Source organism: Geodermatophilus sp. FMUSA9-8, assembly GCF_037034165.1.
Lineage (GTDB): Bacteria > Actinomycetota > Actinomycetes > Mycobacteriales > Geodermatophilaceae > Geodermatophilus > Geodermatophilus nigrescens.
Window position 1 is genome coordinate 429,879 of sequence record NZ_JBAGKE010000002.1, and the last position, 18,193, is coordinate 448,071.

The 18,193-nt window shown below is 75.1% G+C and carries 18 protein-coding genes; 2 read left to right on the forward strand and 16 right to left on the reverse strand.

The window, feature by feature from the left end; genetic code table 11:
• Nucleotides 1-16: 16 nt before the first annotated feature.
• The 16 genes from nuoL to WA616_RS06405 form a co-directional block, all read right to left on the reverse strand.
• A complete protein-coding gene (gene nuoL / locus WA616_RS06330) occupies nt 17-1,921 on the reverse strand; it encodes an NADH-quinone oxidoreductase subunit L (RefSeq protein WP_336028252.1) in 1,905 nt (634 codons plus the stop codon).
• Between the two features lie 17 nt (nt 1,922-1,938).
• Nucleotides 1,939-2,238 carry an NADH-quinone oxidoreductase subunit NuoK gene (gene nuoK / locus WA616_RS06335; protein ID WP_073421291.1) on the reverse strand — a complete coding sequence of 100 codons (300 nt, stop codon included), beginning with the start codon at nt 2,236-2,238 and terminating at the stop codon, nt 1,939-1,941.
• Nucleotides 2,235-3,047 (reverse strand): NADH-quinone oxidoreductase subunit J, encoded by an 813-nt coding sequence (locus tag WA616_RS06340; RefSeq protein ID WP_336028255.1) that lies wholly within the window; start codon nt 3,045-3,047, stop codon nt 2,235-2,237. The genes nuoK and WA616_RS06340 overlap by 4 nt, the downstream gene beginning before the upstream one ends.
• Entirely contained in the window at nt 3,044-3,682 is a 639-nt protein-coding gene (gene nuoI / locus WA616_RS06345) for an NADH-quinone oxidoreductase subunit NuoI (RefSeq protein ID WP_336028256.1), read from the reverse strand. Before nuoI ends, WA616_RS06340 begins: the two co-directional genes overlap by 4 nt.
• A complete protein-coding gene (gene nuoH, locus WA616_RS06350; RefSeq protein ID WP_336028257.1) occupies nt 3,675-5,177 on the reverse strand; it encodes an NADH-quinone oxidoreductase subunit NuoH in 1,503 nt (500 codons plus the stop codon). Before nuoH ends, nuoI begins: the two co-directional genes overlap by 8 nt.
• Nucleotides 5,177-7,636, reverse strand: a complete 2,460-nt coding sequence (locus tag WA616_RS06355) for an NADH-quinone oxidoreductase subunit G (RefSeq protein WP_336028258.1) — start codon at nt 7,634-7,636, stop codon at nt 5,177-5,179. The genes nuoH and WA616_RS06355 overlap by 1 nt, the downstream gene beginning before the upstream one ends.
• An 11-nt stretch (nt 7,637-7,647) precedes the next feature.
• Nucleotides 7,648-8,976, reverse strand: coding sequence for an NADH-quinone oxidoreductase subunit NuoF (gene nuoF / locus WA616_RS06360; protein ID WP_336028260.1), 1,329 nt, complete (start codon nt 8,974-8,976; stop codon nt 7,648-7,650).
• A gap of 3 nt (nt 8,977-8,979) precedes the next feature.
• Nucleotides 8,980-9,999 (reverse strand): NADH-quinone oxidoreductase subunit NuoE, encoded by a 1,020-nt coding sequence (nuoE, locus tag WA616_RS06365; protein WP_336028262.1) that lies wholly within the window; start codon nt 9,997-9,999, stop codon nt 8,980-8,982.
• A complete protein-coding gene (locus WA616_RS06370; protein ID WP_336028264.1) occupies nt 9,996-11,330 on the reverse strand; it encodes an NADH-quinone oxidoreductase subunit D in 1,335 nt (444 codons plus the stop codon). Before WA616_RS06370 ends, nuoE begins: the two co-directional genes overlap by 4 nt.
• Nucleotides 11,327-12,064 (reverse strand): NADH-quinone oxidoreductase subunit C, encoded by a 738-nt coding sequence (locus WA616_RS06375; protein ID WP_336028265.1) that lies wholly within the window; start codon nt 12,062-12,064, stop codon nt 11,327-11,329. The genes WA616_RS06370 and WA616_RS06375 overlap by 4 nt, the downstream gene beginning before the upstream one ends.
• Nucleotides 12,061-12,738, reverse strand: coding sequence for a NuoB/complex I 20 kDa subunit family protein (locus WA616_RS06380; protein WP_073421285.1), 678 nt, complete (start codon nt 12,736-12,738; stop codon nt 12,061-12,063). Before WA616_RS06380 ends, WA616_RS06375 begins: the two co-directional genes overlap by 4 nt.
• A gap of 34 nt (nt 12,739-12,772) precedes the next feature.
• Nucleotides 12,773-13,135, reverse strand: coding sequence for an NADH-quinone oxidoreductase subunit A (locus WA616_RS06385; protein ID WP_425432421.1), 363 nt, complete (start codon nt 13,133-13,135; stop codon nt 12,773-12,775).
• 167 nt (nt 13,136-13,302) lie between these two features.
• Complete coding sequence (locus WA616_RS06390; protein WP_336028267.1) at nt 13,303-14,577, reverse strand: geranylgeranyl reductase family protein; 1,275 nt, start codon at nt 14,575-14,577, stop codon at nt 13,303-13,305.
• Between the two features lie 53 nt (nt 14,578-14,630).
• Nucleotides 14,631-15,305, reverse strand: coding sequence for a phosphoribosyltransferase (locus WA616_RS06395; RefSeq protein ID WP_336028270.1), 675 nt, complete (start codon nt 15,303-15,305; stop codon nt 14,631-14,633).
• A 13-nt stretch (nt 15,306-15,318) separates the two neighbouring features.
• Entirely contained in the window at nt 15,319-15,465 is a 147-nt protein-coding gene (locus tag WA616_RS06400; RefSeq protein WP_175562904.1) for a hypothetical protein, read from the reverse strand.
• 52 nt (nt 15,466-15,517) lie between these two features.
• On the reverse strand, nt 15,518-16,237 hold the full coding sequence (locus WA616_RS06405; protein ID WP_336028273.1) for a demethylmenaquinone methyltransferase: 720 nt from the start codon (nt 16,235-16,237) through the stop codon (nt 15,518-15,520).
• 36 nt (nt 16,238-16,273) lie between these two features.
• Here WA616_RS06405 and WA616_RS06410 point away from each other — a divergent pair, with 36 nt between their 5' ends.
• Both WA616_RS06410 and WA616_RS06415 read left to right on the forward strand, forming a co-directional pair.
• Nucleotides 16,274-17,542 carry an isochorismate synthase gene (locus tag WA616_RS06410; protein WP_336028275.1) on the forward strand — a complete coding sequence of 423 codons (1,269 nt, stop codon included), beginning with the start codon at nt 16,274-16,276 and terminating at the stop codon, nt 17,540-17,542.
• Complete coding sequence (locus WA616_RS06415) at nt 17,542-18,162, forward strand: class I SAM-dependent methyltransferase (RefSeq protein ID WP_336028278.1); 621 nt, start codon at nt 17,542-17,544, stop codon at nt 18,160-18,162. The genes WA616_RS06410 and WA616_RS06415 overlap by 1 nt, the downstream gene beginning before the upstream one ends.
• The last annotated feature ends 31 nt before the right edge of the window (nt 18,163-18,193 follow it).

The following is an 18,193-nucleotide window of genomic DNA, read 5'->3' on the forward strand; positions in this document are numbered from 1 at the left end:
GTGGACCTGCGCCCGCTCATCCCGCCGTCACCGCCAGCAGCGCCCCGGCCACGACCACCGCGCCGCCGAGCATCCCGAGCGCGTAGGAGCGCACGAATCCGGTCTGCGCCCGGCCCAGCCGCGACGACGACCCGCCGAGCGTGGCGGCCAGGCCGTTCACCGCGCCGTCGACCCCGCGGTTGTCCACCCACACCAGCGCGCGGGTCAGCCACTGGCCCGGGCGCATGAACACCGCCTCGTTCACCGCGTCGGCGTACAGCGACCGCCGGGCGGCGCGGGTGACCGGCGAGACGCGCGCCGGCGCCACCTCGGGCACCTCGCGGCGGCCGACGAACAGCCACGCGGCGAGCACACCCACCGCCATCACCGCGGTGACCACCACCCCGACGACGGCCGGCGCGACGACGTGCTCGGCCTCCTCGGGGACGCCGAACACCGGCTCGAGCCAGTCGCCCAGCGGCGCGAGCACGACGAGCAGGAAGCCCGCGGCCACCGACCCGATCGCCAGCAGCACCATGGGCGCGGTCATCACCGACGGGGACTCGTGCGGGTGCTGGCCCTCGGTCCACCGCGGCCGGCCGAGGAAGGTCATGATCATCAGCCGGGTCATGTAGAACGCGGTGAGCCCGGCGCCGAGGACGGCGACCCCGCCGAGCAGCCAGCCGGCCCAGTCGCCGCGGTCCAGCGCCGCCTCGATGATCGCGTCCTTGGTCCAGTAGCCGGACAGGAACGGGAAGCCGATCAGCGCCAGGTAGCCCAGGCCGAACGTCACGAAGGTGACCGGGAGCTTGCGCGCCAGTCCGCCGAAGCGGCGCATGTCCACCTGGTCGCCCATCGCGTGCATGACCGACCCGGCGCCGAGGAACAGCCCGGCCTTGAAGAAGCCGTGGGTGAGCAGGTGCGCGATGGCCGCCGCGTAGCCGACGGGGCCGAGCCCGACGGCCAGGAACATGTAGCCGATCTGGCTGACCGTGGAGTACGCGAGCACCTTCTTGATGTCGTCGTACGCGCAGCCCACGATCGCGCCGTACAGCAGCGTGACCGCGCCGACGGCGAGGACGACGGCCCGGGCGGTGGGCGTGAGGTCGTAGATCGGCGCGGACCGGGCGATGAGGTACACGCCGGCGGTGACCATGGTGGCGGCGTGGATGAGCGCCGACACCGGCGTCGGGCCCTCCATGGCGTCGGGCAGCCACGCCTGCAGCGGGACCTGGCCGGACTTGCCGCACGCGCCGAGCAGCAGGAGCAGGCCGAGCGCCGTCAGCGTGCCGCCGGCCAGGGCGCCCACCCCGCCGAAGACGCCCTCGTAGGAGACCGTCCCGAGCTGGGCGAACATCACGAAGATCGCGATCGCCAGGCCGACGTCGCCGACCCGGTTCATCACGAACGCCTTCTTCGCGGCGGTGGCCGCGGCCGGGCGGTCGTGCCAGAAGGCGATGAGCAGGTAGGACGCGAGGCCCACGCCCTCCCAGCCGACGTAGAGCGCCACGTAGTTGTCGCCGAGGACGAGCAGCAGCATCGCCGCGACGAACAGGTCCAGGTAGGCGAAGAACCGGCGGCGGCGCGGGTCGTGCGCCATGTAGCCGATCGAGTAGACGTGGATGAGCGCGCCCACGCCGGTGATCAGCAGCATGAACGTCGCCGACAGCGGGTCGACCAGCAGGCCGGCCTCGACGTCGAGCGACCCGGCCGAGACGAAGGTGAACAGGTCGACGTCGACCACGCGCTCGTCGAGGCCGGCCAGCTGCACCGTGCACAGCAGCGCGACGACGAACGCGGCGACGACGGTCGCCGTCCCCAGCAGGTGGCCCCAGCGGTCGGTGCGCCGCCCGCCCAGCAGCAACACCGCGGCGCCGAGCAGCGGCAGCGCGATGACCAGCCAGGAGGACGACAGCAGCCCCGAGGCCGCGACGGTGTCCATGGGTGCGCCGGCTCCCGTCAGTACTTCAGCAGGTTGGCGTCGTCGACCGACGCCGACCGGCGCGTCCGGTAGATCGACATGATGATCGCGAGCCCGACGACGACCTCCGCCGCGGCGACGACCATGACGAAGAACGCCATGATCTGGCCGTCGACGGTGCCGGTGGCCCGCGCGAAGGTGACCAGCGTCAGGTTGACCGAGTTGAGCATCAGCTCGACGCACATGAACACGACGATCGCGTTGCGGCGCACCAGGACGCCGACCGCGCCGATGGTGAACAGGATCGCCGCGAGCACCAGGTAGTGCGTGAGCGTCATCGCTCGGTCTCCGCGCTGCCGAGGGCGGCGTCGGGGCTGCCGAGTTGCGCGCGGCCGGTCGGGCGGGGCATCTGGTCGGCCTCCTGCGCCTCGATGCCGGTGGCCAGGCTGTCCTCGGCGGTCCGGCCGTCGGGCAGCAGCGCGCCGACGGCGACGGAGTTGGCCCGCGCGAACACGCCGGGACCGGGCAGCGTCTGCGGCCGGTCGCCGAGGAAGCGGGCCCGCGAGAGCTCCTTCTGCGTCTGCCGGGTGCCGGGCTCCCGCTCGATGTGGGCGAGCACCATCGCGCCGACCGCGGCGGTGATCAGCAGGGCGCTGGTCACCTCGAAGGCCAGCAGGTAGCGGGTGAACAGCAGCTCGGCGATCGCCTCGATGTTGCCCACGCCGCCGGCGTCGGCCAGGCCGCCGGCGGGGATGTCCTCCGTGGCCCGCGCGATGCCCGCGCCGACCAGCCCGGCGAAGCCGACGCCGAGCACGGTGGCGGCGACCCGCTGCCCGCGCAGCGTCTCGACCACCGAGTCGGAGGAGTCGCGCCCGACCAGCATGAGCACGAAGAGGAACAGGATCATGATCGCGCCGGTGTAGACGATGATCTGCACCGCGCCGAGGAACGGCGCCTGCTGGACGACGTAGAAGACGCCCAGCGCCAGCATCGTGTTGACCAGCCACAGCGCCGAGTGGACGGCGTTGCGGCTGAACACCATCCCCAGCGCCCCGGCCAGCGCGACCGGCCCCAGGATCCAGAAGACGACGGCCTCGCCGGTGCCCAGCTGCGTGGTGGTGCCCGCCGCCGCGGCCAGCACGCTCATGCCCGCTCCACCGTGACCGGCTCGGCGGCGGACCCGGCCTCGGGCTCGCGCACGTAGTACGCCTTCTCGTCGTCGCCCAGGCGCATCGCGTGCGGCGGGGCCTCCATGCCGGGCAGGAGCGGCGCCATGAGCTGCTCCTTGGTGTAGATGAGGCTCTGCCGGTCGTCGTCGGCGAGCTCGAAGTCGTTGCTCATCGTCAGCGAGCGGGTGGGGCAGGCCTCGATGCACAGCCCGCAGAAGATGCAGCGCAGGTAGTTGATCTGGTAAACGGCGCCGTACCGCTCCCCCGGCGAGTAGCGGGCGTCCTCGGTGTTGTCGCCGCCCTCGACGTAGATGGCGTCGGCCGGGCACGCCCAGGCGCACAGCTCGCAGCCGACGCACTTCTCCAGGCCGTCGGGGTGCCGGTTGAGCACGTGCCGGCCGTGGTAGCGCGGCTTGGTCACCTTCGGGACCTCGGGGTACTGCTCGGTGGTCACCTTCTTGAACATCTGGGCGAAGGTGACGCCGAAGCCCTGCCCGGGCGCGGGCAGCAGGCTGCGCCGGGCGGGCGCCGCGCCGCCGTCGCGGCCGGCCCGCTCGACCTCGCCGCCGGTGCGCCCGGCCGCGCCGGCCCCCGCGGGGGTGGGCTCAGTCATCGCTGTCCTCCTGTGCGCTGGTGGCGGTGGCGCCCGCGGTGCCGCCGGCTCGGCGGCCGGTGCCGACGACCCCGCCCTCGGACCGGCGGGCGCCCACGGGCTCGGCGCGCCGCAGCCGGGGCGACGGCGGGACGGTGAGGTCCATCGGCGGGACCGGGAACCCGCCCTCGGCGCGGGCGGGCCCGGTGCGCTGCGCCGGGCGGGTGCGCGGCCCGGCCGGCGGCAGCACGTCGGGCTCGGGGTCGACGGCGTGCACCCCGCCGGCCGCGGCCTCCTCGGCCATGAGCCGGGTGTCGCGGTTGCTGGCGCGGCTGGCGATCGACAGGCCGAGCAGCACCACCAGGGCGATCGGCACGCCGACGAAGACGGCCACCTCGCCGGTGGACAGGTCCGCCTCGCGGGAGACGGTGCGCATCGTGGCGACGGCGAGGATCCACACCAGCGCCGTCGGGACGAGCACCTTCCACCCGAACCGCATGAACTGGTCGTAGCGGAGCCGGGGCAGCGTGCCGCGCAGCCAGATGAAGACGAACAGCGCCAGGCAGACCTTGAGGAAGAACCACAGCATCGGCCACCAGCCGGAGTTGGCGCCGTCCCAGATCGACAGCGGCCACGGGGCCCGCCAGCCGCCGAGGAACAGCGTCGCGGCCAGGGCCGAGACGGTGACCATGTTGATGTACTCGGCGAGGAAGAACAGCGCGAACTTCAGCGACGAGTACTCGGTGTGGAACCCGCCGACCAGCTCGGACTCGGCCTCGGGGAGGTCGAAGGGCGCCCGGTTGGTCTCGCCGACGACGGCGATGGCGTAGATGACGAAGCTGACCGGCAGCAGCACGGCGTACCAGCCGGGGCCGGTGAACTCGAACCCGAAGAAGGACAGCTGCGTGCCGTCGGCCTGCGCCGCCACGATCTCCGACGTCGACATCGTGCCGGCGTAGAGGAACACCGCGACGATCGACAGCCCCATCGCGATCTCGTAGCTGACCATCTGCGCGGCACTGCGCAGGCCGCCGAGCAGCGGGTAGGTGGAGCCCGACGCCCAGCCGGCGAGCACGATGCCGTAGACGCCCATCGCCGAGCAGGCGAGCACGACGAGCACGCCGATGGGGGCGTCGGTGAGCTGCAGCGGCGTGCGCTCGCCGAAGATGCTGACCGTCGGCCCGAGCGGGATGACCGAGAAGGCCAGGAACGCCGGGACGGCGGCGATCACCGGGGCCAGGAAGTACACCGGCTTGTCGGCGAGCGCCGGCATGATGTCTTCCTTGAAGGCGAGCTTCAGCCCGTCGGCGAGGCTCTGCAGCGACCCGCGCGGCCCGACCCGGTTGGGGCCGACCCGCTGCTGCATCCGCGAGACGACCTTGCGCTCGAAGACGATCGCGAACAGCGTCATCAGCACGAGCACGACGAAGACGCCGACGATCTTGATGAGCACGATCCACCAGACGTCGGACCCGAAGTCCTCGAGCGTCGGCTGGTCGGGTGCGGCGAGCAGCATCAGGCGGCCCCTCCGGTGCCGAGGCGGACCAGCCCGCCGGGGGCGGTGCCGAGGCCGGCGCGGACCTCGCTGCCGGGCGAGCGCATGGGCAGCCACACGATGCCGTCGGGCATCTCGGTGACCAGCACCGGCAGCGTCACCGAGCCGGTCGCGCCGGTGACGGTGAGCGGGTCGCCGTCGGCCAGGCCGAGCCGGGCGGCCGCCTCCGCGCCGATACGGGCCACCGGCGGGCGGGCGGTGCCGGCGAGCTCGGGCTCGTCGCGCTGCAGGGTGCCGGCGTCGAGCAGCTGCCGCCACGAGGCCAGCAGCGCCTCGCCGTCGGCGGGCTCGGGCGCCACGGCGGGGGCGACGTCGAGGCCGGCGCCGTCGGCGCGGGTGCCGGTGTCGCCCAGGGCGGCGAGCTCCGCGCGGGCCGCCTCGGGCGTGGGCAGCCGCAGGTCGGCGTCCATCAGGTCGGCCAGACCGTGCAGCACCCGGCCGTCGGGCAGTTGGCCGGTGCCGTGCAGCGTCGCGTCGAAGGACCGCACCCGGCCCTCCCAGTCGAGGTAGCTGCCGGCCTTCTCGGGCGCCGCGGCCACCGGCAGGACGACGTCGGCGTGCTCGGTGACGGCGGAGGGCCGCTGCTCGAGGCTGACGACGAAGCCCGCGGCGGCCAGCGCGGCCTCGGCCAGCGCCGGGTCGGGCAGGTCGGCGGGGTCGACGCCGCCGACGAGCAGGCCGGCGAGCCGGCCGTCGCGGGCGGCGGTGAGGATGCCGGTGGTGTCGCGGCCCGGCGTGGCCGGCAGGTCGGCCGGGTCGACGCCCCACAGCGCGGCGACCTCGGCCGCGGCCACCGGGTCGGCGACCGGGCGGCCGCCGGGCAGCAGCCCCGGCAGCGCGCCGGCCTCCACCGCGCCGCGCTCGCCGGCCCGCCGCGGCACCCAGGCCAGCCGGGCGCCGGTGGCGCGGGCGAGGGCGGCCAGCGCGGTGAACGCGCCGGGCACCTCGGCCAGGCGCTCGCCGGCCAGGACCACCGTGCCGGGCTGCCGCAGCGCCTCGACCGCCGGGCCGCCCCAGCTGCCCTCGGCCAGCGCGCCCAGCGCGCGGGCCTCGTCGCCGGGTCGGGTGACCAGCACGGTGGCCTGGAGCTTCTCCGCCGCGCGGGTGGCGAACGGCGCGAGGTCGTAGACGGTGAGCGACCCCGTCCGCACGGCCTTGCGCAGGCGCAGGAAGACGATGGGCGACTCCTCCTCCGGCTCGAAGCCGGCCAGCAGCACCGCCGGGGCGGCCGCGAGGTCGTCGTAGGTGACCGCGCCCCGGCCGGGGCCGGTGCCCGCCACGTGCGCGGCCAGGAACGCCTGCTCCTCCGGCGAGTGCGCGCGGGCGCGGGCGTCGACGTCGTGGGTGCCCAGCACCACGCGGGCGAACTTCGCGTAGGCGTAGGCGTCCTCGACCGTCAGCCGGCCGCCGGGCAGCACGCCGACGCCGCCGGCCGCGCGGGCCGCGCGCAGCCCCTCGGCCGCGGCGGCCCAGGCCTCCGGCCAGGACGCCGGCTCCAGGACGCCGTCGCGGCGGACCAGCGGGGTGGTCAGCCGGTCGTTGCTGGTGGCGTAGCGGTAGGCGAAGCGGCCCTTGTCGCAGGTCCACTCCTCGTTGACCGCCGGGTCCTCGCCGGCCAGCCGGCGCATGACCTTCCCGCGCCGGTAGTCGGTGCGCATCGAGCAGCCCGACGAGCAGTGCTCGCAGACCGACGGCTCGCTGCGCAGGTCGAACGGCCGCGAGCGGAACCGGTACTGCGCGCTGGTGAGCGCGCCGACCGGGCAGATCTGCGTGGTGTTGCCCGAGAAGTAGGAGGAGAACGGCTCGTCCTGGTCGACGGCGACCTGCTCCAGGGCGCCCCGCTCGAACAGCTCGATGAACGGGTCGCCGGCCACCTGCTGGGAGAAGCGGGTGCAGCGGGCGCACAGCACGCAGCGCTCGCGGTCCAGCAGGATCTCGGTGCTGATCGGCAGCGGCTTGGGATAGGTCCGCTTGACGTCGACGAACCGGGTCTCGCCGCGGCCGTTGCTCATGGCCTGGTTCTGCAGCGGGCACTCGCCGCCCTTGTCGCAGACCGGGCAGTCCAGCGGGTGGTTGATCAGCAGCAGCTCCATCGTGCCCTGCTGCGCCTTGTCGGCGACCGCGCTGGTGAGCTGCGTCTTCACCGCCATCCCGTCGGTGACCGGCATGGTGCAGGAGGCCACCGGCTTGCGCTGGCCCTCCACCTCCACCAGGCACTGCCGGCAGGCGCCGACCGGGTCGAGCAGCGGGTGGTCGCAGAACCGCGGGATCTGGATGCCGACCATCTCGGCCGCCCGGATGATGAGCGTCCCCTTGGGCACGGCGACGTCGAAGCCGTCGATGGTGCAGTGGACGGCGTCGGGCGGGGTGTGCGGTCCGGGGACGCCGGGCGGGACGGCCGCCGCGGGCTCCGGGCTCACGGGGGTCAAGGTCACGAGGCGACTCCGACGGGCTCGAGGCGCAGGGAGCGGCCCAGGCGGGCCTGCTCCTCGGGCGGCAGCAGGGCGACGTAGTCGTCGCGGAAGTACTTGAGCGAGCTGGTGATGCAGCTGGTCGCGCCGTCACCGAGGGCGCAGAACGAGCGGCCGAGGATGTTGTCGCAGGTGTCGGTCAGCAGGTCGAGGTCGGCGGCGGTGCCCTGCCCGTCGACGAGGCGCTGCAGCACCTGCACCAGCCAGTAGGTCCCCTCGCGGCACGGGGTGCACTTGCCGCAGGACTCGTGCGCGTAGAACTGGGTGAACCGCAGGGTGGCCTCGACGATCGAGTCGGTCTCGTCGAACACCATGAGCGCGGTGGTGCCGAGCATGGAGCCCGCGGCGGCGACCGAGTCGAAGTCGAGCGGGACGTCGAGGTGCTCGGCGGTGAAGTACGGCGTCGACGAGCCGCCCGGCGTCCAGAACTTGAGCTCGTGCCCGGCGCGCACGCCTCCGGCCATCTCCAGCAGCTCGCGCATCGTGGTGCCCATGGGGGCCTCGTACTGGCCGGGCCGGTTCACCCGGCCCGACAGCGAGTAGATCTTCGGTCCGGGCGACTTCTCCGGGCCGAACTCCTTGAACCACTCGGCGCCGCCGCGGACGACGAACGGCACGGTGGCCAGCGTCTCCACGTTGTTGATGACCGTCGGGGCGCCGTACAGGCCGGCGACCGCGGGGAACGGCGGCTTGAGCCGGGGCTGGCCGCGGTAGCCCTCGAGCGAGTCGAGCAGCGCCGTCTCCTCGCCGCAGATGTAGGCGCCGGCGCCGGCGTGCACGACCAGCTCCAGGTCCCAGCCGGAGCCGAGGACGTCGCTGCCGAGGTACCCGGCCGCGTAGGCCTCCTCGACGGCGGACACCAGCCGCCGGTGGGCGTGCACGGCCTCGCCGCGGACGTAGATGACGGCGAACCGGCAGCGGATCGCGTACGCCGAGATGATCACGCCCTCCACCAGGGAGTGCGGGTCGGTCATCATCAGCGGCAGGTCCTTGCAGGTGCCCGGCTCCCCCTCGTCGGCGTTGACCACGAGGTACTTGGGCATCGCGGCCGGCCCGGTGGGCGTCTCCCCCGGCTTGGGCTGCGGGATGAAGCTCCACTTCATGCCGGTGGGGAAGCCGGCGCCGCCGCGGCCGCGCAGGCCGGAGTCCTTGACCAGGGAGACCAGCTCGTCGGGCTGCATGGTCAGCGCGGTGCGCAGCGCGGAGTAGCCGCCGAGGGACTCGTAGGTGGACAGCCGCCAGGGCTGGTCGGCGCCCCAGCGCGAGGTGAGGACGGGGGTGAGGGGCATGGGTCAGGCCTCCCGGGTCGCGGGCCCCTGGCCGGAGGTGCCCGGCTCGGTGCCCGCGGGGGTGTCGGGGGTGGGACGGGGGCCGCCGGGCGTGCGGCGGCCGTACTCGGTACCGCGGTCGGGGTGCGCCTGCGCGGCGCCGGCCCGCTCGGCCGGGTTGTCGGCCGCGGCGACGCGGGCGTCGGCGGCCTCCTGCTCGGGCGTCTGCCCGGCGTCCCCGGACGGCGCGACGGTGTCGGCGGGCTCCCCGGCGTCGGCGGGCTCCGGCTCGGGGCCGGTCATCGGCGGGGCGGACTCGCCGCGCTCGGCGGCGAGCCGGACGCCGGCCAGCGTCGGCCCCCACTCCCCCGGCGCGTCGACGGCGGCCGCGGCGGCCGCGACGTCGGCGTGCTGGGAGAAGCCGGCGAGCTGGCGGGAGACGCCGCGGAAGTCGGTGAGCGGCGCGCCCCGGGTCGGGTGCGGCTTCTCGCCGCGGCGCAGCGCCGCCACCAGCGCGCGGGCGCTGTCGACGTCCTGCTGGTCGTAGAACTCGTAGTCGACGGTGACCACGGGCGCGTAGTCGCACGCCGCCAGGCACTCGGCGTGCTCGAGGGTGACCGACCCGTCGGCGGCGGTCTCGTCGTGGTGGACGCCGAGGTCGTCGGACAGGGCGTCCATGATCCGCTGCCCGCCGAGGACGGCGCACAGCGTGTTGGTGCAGACGCTGACGATGTGCCGGCCGGTCGGGCGGCGCTTGTACATCGTGTAGAAGGTCGCGACCGCGCCCACCTCGGCGCGGGTCAGGCCGAGCTCCTCGGCGCACAGCCCGATGCCCTCGGGGCTGACGTAGCCCTGGTAGCTCTGCACCAGGTGCAGCATCGGGAGCAGCGCCGAGCGCGGCTGCGGGTAGCGGGCCATGATCTCCCGCGCCTCGAGCCGGGTCCGCTCGGTCAGCGGCGGCAGGTCGGCGGTCGCCGGCGCGACGGGGCTGTCGACCAGTCCCGTCGTCGCCGCGCCCTCCGCCGATCCGGGCAGGGCGGTCACCGGTCGACACCTCCCATCACCGGGTCGAGCGAGGCGATCGCGGCGATGACGTCGGCGATCATGCCGCCCTCGCTCATCGCCGCGGTGGCCTGCAGGTTCACGAAGCTGGGGTCGCGCACGTGGACGCGCCACGGGCGGGTGCTGCCGTCGCTGACCACGTGGTAGCCGAGCTCCCCGCGCGGCGACTCGACCGGCACGTACACCTGCCCGGCCGGCACCCGGAAGCCCTCGGTGACCAGTTTGAAGTGGTGGATCAGGGCCTCCATCGAGGTGCCCATGATGTGCCGGACGTGGTCGAGGGAGTTGCCCATGCCGTCGGCGCCGAGGGACAGCTGGGCCGGCCAGGCGATCTTCCGGTCCTCGACCATCACCGGGCCGGGCTCGAGCCGGTCGAGGGCCTGCTCGACGATCCGCAGCGACTCGTGCATCTCCGCCATCCGGACCAGGAACCGGCCCCAGGCGTCGGAGGTGTCGGCGGTGGGCACCTCGAAGTCGTAGGTCTCGTAGCCGAGGTAGGGCTCGATCTTGCGCAGGTCCCAGGCCAGCCCGGTGGCGCGCAGCGGCGGCCCGGTGACGCCGAGCGCCAGGCACCCGCTGACGTCGAGGTACCCGACGTCCTTGAGCCTCCGCTGCCAGATCGGCTGGGCGGTGAGCATCTGGTGGTAACCGGCCAGCTGCCCGGGCATGACCCGGAGCCACTCGCGGATCGACTGCTCGGCGCCCGGCGGCAGGTCCTGCGCGACGCCGCCGGGGCGGATGTAGGCGTGGTTCATCCGCAGCCCGGTGATCTCCTCGAGCAGGTCGAGGCACATCTCCCGCTCGCGGAAGCCGTTGGTCATGCCGGTGAGCGCACCGAGCTCCATGCCGCCGGTGGCCAGGCACACCAGGTGCGAGGCGATCCGGTTGATCTCCATGACCAGCACGCGGATGGTCTGCGCCCGCTGCGGCACCTCGATGCCGAGGAGCTTCTCGACGGCCATGCAGTAGCCGGCCTCGTTGAACAGCGGGGACAGGTAGTCCATCCGCGTCACGAAGGTCGTGCCCTGCGTCCAGGTGCGGTACTCGGTGTTCTTCTCGATGCCGGTGTGCAGGTAGCCGATGACCACCCGCGCCTTGGTCACCGTCTCGCCCTCGAGGTCGAGCACCAGCCGGAGGACGCCGTGCGTGGAGGGGTGCTGCGGCCCCATGTTGACGACGAGGCGCTCCTCGCCGGTGAGGTCGCTGCCGAAGGTCTGGTCCCAGTCGCCGCCGGTGACCGTGTAGACGCGGCCCTCGGTGGTCTCGCGCGACCCGGCGTACGGGTCCTGCCCCGTGGACGTCGTGGCGGTCACCGGTAGCTCCGGCGGGTGTCCGGCGGCGGGATCGTCGCGCCGTGGTACTCCACCGGGACGCCGCCGAGCGGGTAGTCCTTGCGCTGCGGGTGCCCGTCCCAGTCGTCGGGCATGAGGATCCGGGTGAGCGCCGGGTGGCCGTCGAAGACGATGCCGAACATGTCGTAGGTCTCCCGCTCGTGCCAGTCCGCCGTCGGGTAGACCGACGACACCGACGGGACGTGCGGGTCCTCGGCGGTGACGGCCACCTCGAGCCGGACCCGGCGCCGGTAGGTCATCGACGTCAGGTGGTAGACGACGTGCAGCCGCGGCCGCCCCGGCGTCGCGACCGGCCCGCCGCTGCCCTCGTAGTCGACGCCGGAGACGCTGCTGCACAGCTCGAAGCGCAGCGCGTCGTCGTCGCGCAGCGCCCGGACGAGGGTGAGCAGGTGCTCGCGGGCGACGAAGTAGGTGATCTCCCCGCGGTCGACCAGCACCCGCTGGACGGCGGCGGCGTAGGTGGCCTCGCCGACCGCCTCGGCCAGCGCGTCGGTGACCTCGTCGAACCAGCCGCCGTAGGGCCGCTCGGTGGAGTGCAGCGCGACCGCGCCGCCGGGCTCGACACGGACCAGGCCGCCGAAGCCGGAGGTGTCGCCGCTGCCGGAGACCCCGAACGCGCCCTTGCGGAAGCCCCCGGACGGGGCCGCGACCCCCTGGCCGGCGTCGGCGCCGCTGCGGTCGCCGGGGCCGGTCACCGGGCGCCGCCGTACTGCTCGGGCAGCAGGACGGCGTTGCCGCCGCGCCGCTCGATGAGGAACTGGCCGGTGCGGCCGGCCGCCGCGGCCTCCTCGTAGGCCCGCCGGGCCTCCTTGTCGGCGCGGATGCTCGAGGGCATCTCGACCAGCAGGTCGCGGGCGCGACCCTCGGCCCGGTCCTGCTCGAGCTGGCGGGCCCGGCGGGCGCCCAGCGGCTCGTTCTGGATCTTGTGGTGGAGCTTGAGGATGGCGTCCATCAGCATCTCCGGGCGCGGCGGGCAGCCGGGCAGGTACATGTCGACGGGGACGACGTGGTCCACGCCCTGCACCACCGCGTAGTTGTTGAACATGCCGCCGGAGCTGGCGCACACGCCCATGGCGAGCACCCAGCGCGGCTCGGGCATCTGGTCGTAGATCTGCCGCAGGACCGGCGCCATCTTCTGGCTCACCCGGCCGGCGACGATCATCAGGTCGGCCTGGCGCGGGGAGGCGCGGAAGACCTCCATGCCGAAGCGCGCGAGGTCGTAGCGGCCGGCGCCGGTGGCCATCATCTCGATGGCGCAGCAGGCCAGGCCGAAGGTGGCCGGCCACAGCGACGACTTGCGCGTCCAGTTGACGAGCTTCTCGACCGTGGTGAGCAGGAAGCCGCTCGGCAGCTTCTCCTCGAGACCCATGTGTGTCAGCTCCTCGCCGTCGGGGTCACGCCCGTCAGTCCCACTCGAGGCCGCCGCGGCGCCAGACGTAGGCGTAGGCGAGGAAGACGGTGGCGATGAAGACGACCATCTCGACCAGGCCGAACAGCCCCAGCGCGTCGTTGGCGACGGCCCACGGGTAGAGGAAGACGATCTCGATGTCGAAGACGATGAACAGCATCGCCGTCAGGTAGTACTTGACCGGGAACCGGCCGCCCTGCAGCGGCTGGTCGACCGGCTCGATGCCGCACTCGTAGGCCTCGAGCTTCGCCCGGTTGTAGCGGCGCGGGCCGACGTACGGCGCGACCGCCACGGAGAACAGCGCGAAGGCCGCGGCGAGCGCGAACAGACCCACGATGGGGACGTAGGCCGACAGCACCGGCGCCTCCCTCGGCGACTCGAACGCTTGTGAAGAATTTCACAAACTGGTGCATCGAGCCTATGCCGCGACCCCGGGGGATGGAAGCGCCGGGGGTGAGTGAGTTCACATCGGGCGGTCACGGTCCGGTCACGGACCGCCGCGACGGCCGCGTTGGACCCAGGGCGTCAGACCGAGGGCGTCAGCCGGGTGAGGACGGCGACCGCGCGGTCGAACCGGTCGCCGTCGCGGCCGTCGGAGAGGTTCCCCATGAGCCGCAGCGCGGCGTTCACCATCGCCGGGCGCTTGAGCCCGTGCGCCGTGGCGAAGCGGACCAGGCCGGGGCGGTCGAGCAGCGCCAGGAAGGCCGTGCCGAGCCGGTGGTGGCGGCCGTAGGCCTCCCGCAGCCGCTCGGGGTAGGCGCGCAGCACCGCCTCGCGGGCAGGGCCCTCGGGCGCGCGCAGCGCGGCGGCCGCCGTCTCGCCGGCCATCCGGCCGGTCTCCAGGGCATAGCTGATGCCCTCGCCGTTGAACGGGTTGACGACGCCCGCGGTGTCGCCGGCCAGCAGCAGCCCGCGGGTGTAGGCGGGGCCGCGGTTGAGCGCCATGGGCAGGCCGGCGCCGCGCAGCGGGGTGACGGCGTGCTCCTCGCCCAGCTGCCACTCCGGCGGGAGCGTGGCCAGCCAGCGGCGCAGCACGGTGCGCGCGTCGGTCTCCCCGCCGCGGCGGGTGTCGAGCAGGCCGAAGCCGACGTTGGCGGTGCCGTCGCCCATGCCGAACGACCAGCCGTAGCCGGGCATGGAGTCGGCGGTCGGGCCCTCGGCGGACAGGTCGAAGGAGATGTCGAGGTAGTCGTCCTCGCCGCGCGGCGTCCGGACGTAGCGGCGGACGGCGACGCCGAGCGGGCGGTCCTCGCGGCGGGTCAGCCCGATGGCCTTCGCCAGCCGCCCCGACAGGCCCTCCGCGGACACCACCAGCGGCGCCCGCCAGGTCACCGGCTCCTTGCCCGGCCCGGCCTGCGCGTGCACGCCCGCGACCCGGCCGGCGTCGTCGAGCAGCGGGTCGGTGACGGTGACCTCCTGCTCGAGCCGGGCGCCGGCGGCCACGGCGTGCTCGGCCAGCATCGGGTCGAGGTCCCTGCGCTGCCGGATGAGGCCGTAGGGCGGCCAGGAGTCCAGCGACGGCCAGTCGACCTCGACGACCTGCCCGCCGCCGAAGACCCGCAGCCCCCGGTGCCGGACCCAGCCCGCGGCCGGGGAGACGTCGACGCCCATCTCGTCGAGCGCCTTGACCGCGCGCGGCGTGAGGCCGTCGCCGCAGACCTTCTCCCGCGGGAACCGGGCCTTCTCCAGCACGACGACGTCGAGCCCGGCGGTGGCCAGCGCCCAGGCGGCCGCCGACCCCGCGGGGCCGGCACCCACCACGACGACGTCGGCACTGCCCCCGGCGGTCGGAGTCGTCACGCGCTGGCCCCCTCGGTGCTCGGTCGCGGCCCGGGCGGACCGACCGTGCGAGCCTAGGCGGGGCCCCGGCGGGCGGCGGAGGCGAGCGCGGCGACCACCTCGTCGTCGCCGGTCTGGCCGAAGTCGTCGTACCAGCGGCCCACCGCGCCGAACGGCCGCGGGGCGAGCAGGCAGACGACGGCGTCGGCGTCGAGGGCCACGCCGGGCGCGGCGACCGGGACGGCCACGACGACGGCGGCCGGGCCGGTGCGGCGCACGGCGACCAGCGCGGCGCGCATGGTGGCGCCGGTGGCGAGGCCGTCGTCGACGAGGACGACGGTGCGGCCGGCCGGGTCCGGCGGCGGGCGGTCGCCGCGGTAGGCCGCGCGGCGCCGGTGCAGCTCGGCGAGCTCGGCGCGGCGGACGTCGGCGGCGGCCGCCTCGTCGACCTCGACGCGGGCCAGCACCTCCTCGACGGCGACGCTCTCGACCGCCTCCCCCACCGCCGCGACCGCCCCGACGGCCAGCTCCGGACGGCCGGGCAGGCCGAGCTTGCGGACGGCGACGACGTCGAGCTCCGCACCCAGCGCCGCGGCGACCTCCGCGGCGACGAGCACCCCGCCGCGGGGCAGGCCGAGGACCAGCGCGCCGGCGTCGAGCGGGACGGCGGGCGCGGTGGCGGGGTCGGTCAGGCGCGCGGCGAGCTGCCGGCCGGCGTCGCGCCGGTCGGCGAACGGCGGCGGGCCCACCGCGGCCGCCGGGTCAGACCGGCTGTGGTCCCGCCGGCGGGGGCGCGGTCGGGTCGGTCGGGCTCGGCTGCGGCAGCGGGGCCGGCGACGGCGGGGAGATCGGGTCCACCGGGGACGGCGAGGGGCCGGGCGGCTCGGGTGCCGGGAACGGATCGGTCATGGACCGACGCTATCCCCGTGGACGCGGGCCGGCGTCGGCGTCCGCGCCCGGCCTACGGGCGGCGGGCGCGGTGCAGGGCGACGATCCCGCCGGTGAGGTCGCGCCACTCGACGTCGGCCCAGCCCGCGGCCTGGATGCGGGCGGCGAGCGCCGGCTGGTCGGGCCAGGCCCGGATCGACTCGGCGAGGTAGACGTAGGCGTCGGGGTTGCTGCTCACCGCGGTGGCGATCCGCGGGAGCGCCCGCATCAGGTACTCGGTGTAGACGGTGCGGAACGGCGTCCACGTGGGGCTGGAGAACTCGCAGACGACGAGCGTGCCACCGGGCCGGACGATGCGGGCGAACTCGCGCAGCGCGGTGTCGGGGTCGGCCACGTTGCGCAGGCCGAAGGAGATGACCAGCCCGTCGACGCTCGCGTCGGCCAGCGGCAGCGCCATCGCGTCGCCGGCCACCATCGGCACCGGCCGCCACGCGCCCGCGCGCAGCATCCCCTGGGAGAAGTCACAGGCCACCGCCCGGACGCCGCCCGCGGCGAGCTCGACCGTGGAGACGCCGGTGCCGGCGGCGACGTCGAGCACGACGTCCCCCGGACGGGCGCCCAGCGCCTCGCGGGTGGCCCGCCGCCAGGACACGTCGCGGCCGGCGGACAGGACGGTGTTGGTGAGGTCGTAGCGCCGCGCGACGCCGTCGAACATGGCCGCGACCTCGTGCGGCTGCTTGTCCAGACCGGCCCGCCGACCGGCGGTGTGTGCGCTGTCTCGCCGGTCCGTCACGGCGCCGACGCTACCGGCCTGCCTACGCTGGGGAGCGTGACAGCCGCGGCGGTGACCTCCCCGGACCCCGTCGCGCCCGCGGTCACGACGGTCGCGCTGCCCGACGCCCCCGACCTGCTGTCGCTGCTGCCGCGCGAGGGCGCCCTGTCCTGGGTGCGCCGCGGCGAGGGGATCGTCGGCTGGGGCGAGGCCGACCGCCTCGAGGTCTCCGGCCCTGGCGCGCTGGCCGAGGCGGCCGCCTGGTGGGCCGACCGCAGCGCCGCGCTCGCCGTCGACGACGACGTCGCGGTCCCCGGCTCCGGCCCGGTCGTGTTCGCCAGCATCGCGTTCGACCCGGCCGCGGGGACGTCGGTGTTCGTCGTCCCGGAGGTCGTCGTCGGCCGGCGCGGCGGGGTGGCGTGGATGACCACGACCGGCGACGCCGACCCGCGTGACCTGCCCGCCCCCGCTCCCCTGCCGCCGTCGCCCGGCCGGCTGCGCTACGCCGACGGGGCGCTCGACCCCGCGTCCTGGTGCGGCGCGGTGTCCGCGGCGGTCGCCCGCATCGGCGACGGCGACCTCGCGAAGGTGGTGCTGGCCCGCGACCTGCTGGTCACCGCCGACGTGCCGCTCGACGCCCGCCGGCTGCTCGACCGCCTGGCCGCCCGCTTCCCCGACTGCTGGACCTTCGCCGTCGACGGACTGCTCGGCGCCACCCCGGAGCTGCTGCTGCGCCGCACCGGCCGGCAGCTGTCGGCCCGGGTGCTCGCCGGCACGGCGCCGCGCGGCGCGGGGGCCGACGACGAGCGGCTGGCGGCGGGCCTGCTGGCCAGCCCGAAGGACCGCGCCGAGCACGCCCTCGCCGTCGACTCCTTGGTGCGGGCGCTCGACCCGTTCTGCACCGCGCTGTCGGTGCCGGACGAGCCCTCGCTGCTGACGCTGCCGAACGTGCGGCACCTGGCCACCGACGTCGTCGGCACGCAGCGCCGGTCCGGGGAGCGGGGGCGCGCGGGACTGCTGGACCTGGTCGACGCCGTGCACCCGACGGCGGCCGTCTGCGGCACCCCGCCCGACGTCGCGCGCGCGGTCATCGCCGAGCTCGAGGGGATGGACCGCGGCCGCTACGCGGGGCCCGTGGGCTGGCTCGACGCCCGCGGCGACGGCGAGTTCGGCCTGGCGCTGCGGTGCGCGCAGTTGTGCGACGACGACCCCGCCTCGGCCCGGCTGTTCGCCGGGTGCGGCATCGTGGCCGGCTCCGACCCGGCCGCCGAGCTCGCCGAGACGCAGTCGAAGTTCGCCGCCTTCCAGGCCGCGCTGGAGAGCTGATGCGGCTGGTCCCGGACCTGCGCTGGGACCACAACACGTACTACCGGCACCTGCTGCTGCGCGCCGTGCCACCCGGCGCCGCGCGGGTGCTCGAGGTCGGCTGCGGTGCCGGCGACCTCGCCGCCGAGCTCGCCGGGCGGGCGGCGCGGGTGGACGCCGTGGACCGCTCGGCGGAGATGGTCGCGCTGGCCCGCGCGCGGGTGCCGGCGACCGTGCGGGTGGACCGGGCCGACGTACTGGACCTCGCGCTGCCGGCGGGCGGGTACGACGCCGTCGTCGGCATGAGCGTCCTGCACCACCTGCCCCTGGAGGAGGCGCTGCGGGCCCTGGCCGCGGCCCTGCGCCCGGGCGGCGTGCTGGCGATGGTCGCCCTGCCGCGCACCGACCTGGCCCGCGAGCTGCCGCTGGAGCTCACCGCGGCGGTCGCGGACCGTGCCGTCGGGCTGCGGCGGGCCGTGCGCGGGCACGCCGCCGGAGCCCCCGTGCCGGGCATGCCGATGCGCGACCCGGAGCTCACCGTGCGGGAGGTGCGGGCGCGGGCCCGGGCGGTGCTCCCGGGCGTGCGCGTCCGCCGGCTGCTGTTCTGGCGCTACCTGCTGGTGTGGCAGCGGCCGGCCTGACCGTGGGAAAGGAGTCGGCAGGCGACGACGG